Source organism: Haloferax marisrubri (assembly GCF_001469875.2).
GTDB classification, from domain to species: Archaea; Halobacteriota; Halobacteria; order Halobacteriales; family Haloferacaceae; genus Haloferax; species Haloferax marisrubri.
Genome location: NZ_LOPW02000016.1, coordinates 104,333 through 109,365, shown reverse-complemented (window position 1 = coordinate 109,365; position 5,033 = coordinate 104,333). Strand labels below are relative to the sequence as shown.

The following is a 5,033-nucleotide window of genomic DNA, read 5'->3' as shown; positions in this document are numbered from 1 at the left end:
GTCGGAGTCGCCGGCGATTCAGCAAGCGGGGCTCCTCGAAGACGAAAGCGGGCAGGTGAAGCTGACGAGTTGGAAGGCCTCGGACGTGCCGTGGATTCGTGAGGGCGAACGTGTGCGGATTCACGGAGCGGCGCGGAACTGGTACGACGGGCGTGTCTCGATTGCGCTGACGGGCTGGACGACCGTGATGTTCCCCGAGCGCGACGCTTGGTGGGACGCCTAACGGCGCGACGCAGTCCTCTTTTTTGTTGGTTGCCGGGCCGACCCAGGCCCCACCGCCCCACCCTCCGCTCCGTGCTCGCTTCTTCGGAACTGCGCGCGCAGCCACGACCTTGGTCCATACTCAACATCGAGATGCATGTCCATGGCGGCAACCCTCCTGATATGAACCAGGAATCACGGTCTAATAACGTGAGGTCCAGAAGTACTATAAAACATATATTTGTAGTGACTTATCATGGCTGGAAATGTCTTTCTCGTCCCGTGTGACCCCGCAAACTTCCGCGAAACAGTTCTCAACCGCGTTGAATTAGATGACTATCCGGATCACCCTGCTGCACTTTCCAACCTTGAGTCTGTCCGATTCTGGGGTGCCCGTGATGGTGAGAGTAACCGAAACTACTTCGAGAAAATGGAGTCAGGCGATCTTGTATTGTTTTATCAGGACGGTCAATACGTAGGTACTGGGTTCGTTGGGCTAACATTTGAGGATTCTTCCAATTGGGCAAGCACAACGTTCTGGCGGAACGCACCTTCGAATCTCATCTACACGATTACTGAGTACGATGAGGTTGCTGTTCCGCGAGCTGCTGTCAATCGAATCTTTGGGTATGGTGATGAGTACTATCCTCAAGGATTAATGCGGGTTGCTTCAGGTCGCGTCAGCCGTCGCCCAGTAGTAATCAAGCGAGCGGTAACAGAATTTGATACAAGGAATAACTCGCAACAAGGTACATAGCGTATCTTCGCCGCTTGTGGTCGCTTTGTTAGTTCTTACTTAGTGAGTGTACTCGTATACTGCTGTTCCCAGTCGTCGCGGGCTTCGATTTCTCGGCGACCGCGAGCGGTGATTGCGTAGACGTTCGTTCGGCGGTCTTTTTCGCCCTTGTCGAGGAGACCCTTTTCGACGAGCGTATCGAGGTTGGGATACAGCCGACCGTGGTGGATCTCGGTTTCGTAGTAGTCCTCGAGTTGGTCTTTGATTGCGAGTCCGTGCGGTTCGTCCAAGCCGGCGGTGACATACAGCAGGTCGCGTTGGAACCCGGTCAAATCGTACATTTTGCTGCCCATGGATAGTTTAAGAATACATATACGTTTGTTGGCCATCGGCCGGGTTTCAGAGCGGCCTCGCTGGACGAACGTTTATATGGGAAGGTACAGCCACGACGCGGTATGCCGCCCTACCGTGATCCGACCGCGGAATTTCGACCGTATGGCGAAGCGACGCAGATTCCCGACGTACAGCTGGAACCCGACCACGCCGAGCACGGCGACGTGATTCCAGAGCATGACTACCCTGCTGGTGACGATCTGGACACGGACATCTGTCAGACCTGTGAGCGGGCCATCCATCGGACCCAGAGCCAGTGTCGGTTCTGCCTCGATCAGGACGTCTCGGTCCCAGACAGCACCTCTGCGCCCCACGAGCAATCGCTCCACGGCATCATCTGTCTGCTCGTTCCGTCACAGTCACCGCGGGGTGCACTCGCAAAAGGGACTGCAGCAGCCCGATTACTGCAGCGTTCCCACTCATCCCCTATCGACGAGTGTACACTCATTGCGGCGCTCGAACAGCCAATCGCGGCGCCACTTCGAGCGCGGTGGAGTCACCTCCCGGATGTCGTTCCTGCGACTGGCTCACGGGAGGATGGCTTCGTGGCGAAAGCACGGTCAGTCTCGTTGTGGTCCACTTCTCCTTCGACGGAGGGTTCTGCTTCCCGGTGGTACGACGCTGCTGGGACACAGATTACTGAGGACTCCCGTCGTGAGCAGTTACTTTCGGACCCGAGAACGTGGGTTGTCCCAGCGATTGCGCTTCGACGAGCGTCTGTCGACGCCTCGCCATCACAGTCGTCGTCAGCCTCACCAACACGGCAACTGCTCCGCTGTCAGTCGTGTGGTGAGCAGACACCGCATCGGTTCGATTCACGCGAAGATAGTCCGCCTGCAGTATGGGCTGGAGAGTCGGTCTGGCGGTGTTCCGTGTGTCGGACACCACAGTACGAACCTGTCCCGGGTGTCTGACGTTGACATGAGTGGCAGGTCATACTCTAATGGAATTCTAGTTCTGAGGAGGGTTCACTAACCGCCTCGGGTGCAACTGTACTCGTGATTTCTGATGTATAGTTGTGGGTTGTGTTTGTGTGCGCCGGCGATGGGCGCCGGCGCAGGGGTCGGACAGACTTCGACTCTTGAGTCGGTGAGGTGACGACGAATGCACCAAGTAATCTACGCACTCGTGACTGCATCGACAACAGACGAAGCCCTCTCACGGGCCGCCGACGTGTTCGATCAACTGGTGGGAGCTGCCCCCCACGCTGAGGCGGTGTTCGACTATTATGTGACGTTCGATGACGATTCAACGACCGTCGCTGGTAGTGCCCGGTGGGGTGACCTCCCGGTTGCAGCACCCGTTGGCTCGGAGGACGGCCAGGAACTCCTTGAGCGTGGATGGCAGGCGACGACACGCGAGTTCGAGCGGAATCTCGAGCGCGTTCGAGAGGGTGTTGACGAGCTTGACGCCGCGGCGATTATGCGTGATGGGGACCTCGTCAGGCATGCGTGCCACAATCTCGGTGCGTACCGCGGACCGGCGGTGTACCTCTACGACGAGTTCGCTGATGGGGTTCGGCATCGCGAACGACTCGAGCAACTCGTCGGGTCGAACGACTACCTATGGATCGTTCCCGCTGATGTCCACTACTGAGTCGACGCTGTGGCCAATGGCACTCCTGAGAGAGACACTTCCTGATCGTGGTATTGCTGTTCGAATCGTCATCGACGACGTGGCTGACACCTATCGTGTCGAGTACACGCCGCTGTCCGGTGGTGTGGTGACTGACGAGTGGACTGTGTTCGGTGGCTCCGTCGGCTATGATGCGTCGGTGTTTGCGACTGACACTGCTGCACATGCGTTTGTCGAGCGCGTTCGAACGACCTCACACGATGATGTCCTCGCGGAGTTAGCAGTAGACACAGAGTAAGTCCTCCTGTGGTGTGTCGAACCGGGCACATATTGGGTTACTACTTCTCAATCTCCACAGGAAGACAGACGAAATGTACTCTCACTCTGCCACTTTCAGATTGTATTCGTGAACTCGCAACCTCACAGTCGGCGGATTACCGAACTCCTATGACAGGGTACCTCATTCAGCTCTATTGCGCGTTCAGCAGATCTCCACTACGGCGTTGTTTTTGCGCCGCCCAAAGGGCGGAGGCGCAGTAACAGATGCTGATTCCAACGTCAGTAGCCGAGTTGTCTCACTTCCCACACCAGCCGCTCGTGACACCTGCAACGGTGGTGAATGATCGATGAGTCTTGAGCGTGTGTGCCGCCACGACGACGCGCTGTTCGAGTTTCTGTGGTGTCCGGTGTGTGGCACGGAAGCGTTCACGCACATTCCCTTTGAGGGGGTGTTCTGCACAGAGTGCAATACCAGTGTGACGTGCCGTGAGTCGCATGAGTCGCGTGGCTACGATGAGGCGGTCATCCTCACATTCGACGCGACGACGACGTGGAATCTCCACGTCGACGAGAAACTTCGCCGGCCGCTCCCGGACGACGAAGCACAAGTTAAGATTCTCGGTGCACCGGGTGATTACCACGTCGATTGGTGGGCACCAACCACGACCGAAGATTGGACGCCAGTCGAGCGCAACGAATTCGCTGACGACTCCGAACCGGAGGAAGTGTCGCACCTCGCATAGCGTCGGTCGGGAGACCCGTCGGTACTAGCGCGCCGTGGTTATTTTTGCGCCCGAGATGGGTGCGGGCTGAAGACACAGTCCGTGTGACGTGATTTCCATGAGTCACCAACAAACAGAGTCAGACGTCTCTATCGACGAGATTCCGGTCGACCTCGACCTCGTGCATCGTTCGGAGTTCACCCGAGCCGACATTCCCGATGAAATTGAGTCGATTACGTGGGACCTTCTGAGCGAACAACCGCCGACGAATCCGCTCGTCGTGCTTAAAGCCGCTCGCTGGTGGTACATCCACGGCGCAGGTGAGTCCGATTCCGTGTACTGCTGGGCGATTGAGTGGGTTCGTCACCTCACGACTGGCGAGGCGACTGCGAGCGGCCTGTTCGGCGAGTGTCGACAGTACCTTCGTAGCCTCGAGCGCGAGGACACCGACCAGTAGTTCGCCCCGCTGTTTTTTGTGCGCCCCCGAGGGGTGCGGCGCGTCCTGAAGCGACGTGTTAGAACTGAAACTAATGGCAACAACGAGTTCTACGTCGGTGTCGTTCGACGAGACCGACACGCGACACGATGAGATGCATCGCACGATCGAACAGTGGCTTGCGGACCTCGCTGACGACGTCGACAACGCTCGGGCGAGCAAGCAGTTCCAAGCGTGGCTGGATGTCCAGAGCCGGTTCCACGACTACTCCCACCGCAACACACTCCTCATCTCCCTCCAGTGTCCCGAAGCAACGAAGGTCGCTGGCTACCGGACGTGGCAGGAGGAGTTCGACCGATACGTTGAGGAAGGCGAGTCGGCGATCTGGATCTGGGCGCCGATCATCACGACCCAATGCCCTGAGTGTGGGAACGCGCCGAGCTACCACGAAAACAGCGAGTGTGCGTACGACGAGACGCCGCCCGAAGAGTGGTCGGAGGGCCTCGTGGGCTTCAAGCCCGCTCCAGTCTTCGACATTTCGCAGACCGAGGGCGAGCCACTCCCGGAGCTGGACACGGCGGCGACCGGTGAGTCTGACACGCTCGTCGACGACCTCACTCACATCGCGTCGGACCTCGGCGTGACCATCCGCATCGTCGATCCCGACGAGTGGCGGCATGGCGAAGCGAAG

At 58.2% G+C, this 5,033-nt stretch carries 6 protein-coding genes and 2 pseudogenes; 7 read left to right on the top strand and 1 reads right to left on the bottom strand.

The features are described from left to right. Together AUR65_RS20230 and AUR65_RS11820 are read left to right on the top strand one after the other, a co-directional pair. Positions 1-223, top strand: a pseudogene (locus AUR65_RS20230) (DNA-binding protein); the annotation flags it as partial. 234 nt (positions 224-457) lie between these two features. Next, positions 458-958, top strand: a complete 501-nt coding sequence (locus AUR65_RS11820) for a hypothetical protein (RefSeq protein WP_233194361.1) — start codon at positions 458-460, stop codon at positions 956-958. 35 nt (positions 959-993) lie between these two features. On the opposite strand, the gene AUR65_RS11815 is transcribed toward AUR65_RS11820, so the two are convergent. After that, positions 994-1,278 carry a PadR family transcriptional regulator gene (locus AUR65_RS11815; RefSeq protein ID WP_008605476.1) on the bottom strand — a complete coding sequence of 95 codons (285 nt, stop codon included), beginning with the start codon at positions 1,276-1,278 and terminating at the stop codon, positions 994-996. 1,156 nt (positions 1,279-2,434) lie between these two features. On the opposite strand from AUR65_RS11815, the gene AUR65_RS11805 reads away from it, so the two are divergent. The 5 genes and pseudogenes from AUR65_RS11805 to AUR65_RS20225 form a co-directional block, all read left to right on the top strand. Further along, a complete protein-coding gene (locus AUR65_RS11805; protein ID WP_058567065.1) occupies positions 2,435-2,926 on the top strand; it encodes a hypothetical protein in 492 nt (163 codons plus the stop codon). A 16-nt stretch (positions 2,927-2,942) separates the two neighbouring features. Beyond that, the gene (locus AUR65_RS11800) at positions 2,943-3,203 is read left to right on the top strand and encodes a hypothetical protein (protein WP_058567064.1); all 261 of its coding nucleotides are present in this window, start codon (positions 2,943-2,945) and stop codon (positions 3,201-3,203) included. A gap of 328 nt (positions 3,204-3,531) precedes the next feature. Continuing rightward, complete coding sequence (locus AUR65_RS11795; RefSeq protein WP_058567063.1) at positions 3,532-3,927, top strand: DUF7567 family protein; 396 nt, start codon at positions 3,532-3,534, stop codon at positions 3,925-3,927. 97 nt (positions 3,928-4,024) lie between these two features. Then, complete coding sequence (locus tag AUR65_RS11790) at positions 4,025-4,363, top strand: hypothetical protein (protein WP_058567062.1); 339 nt, start codon at positions 4,025-4,027, stop codon at positions 4,361-4,363. A gap of 73 nt (positions 4,364-4,436) precedes the next feature. After that, positions 4,437-5,033, top strand: a pseudogene (locus tag AUR65_RS20225) (DUF955 domain-containing protein); the annotation flags it as partial.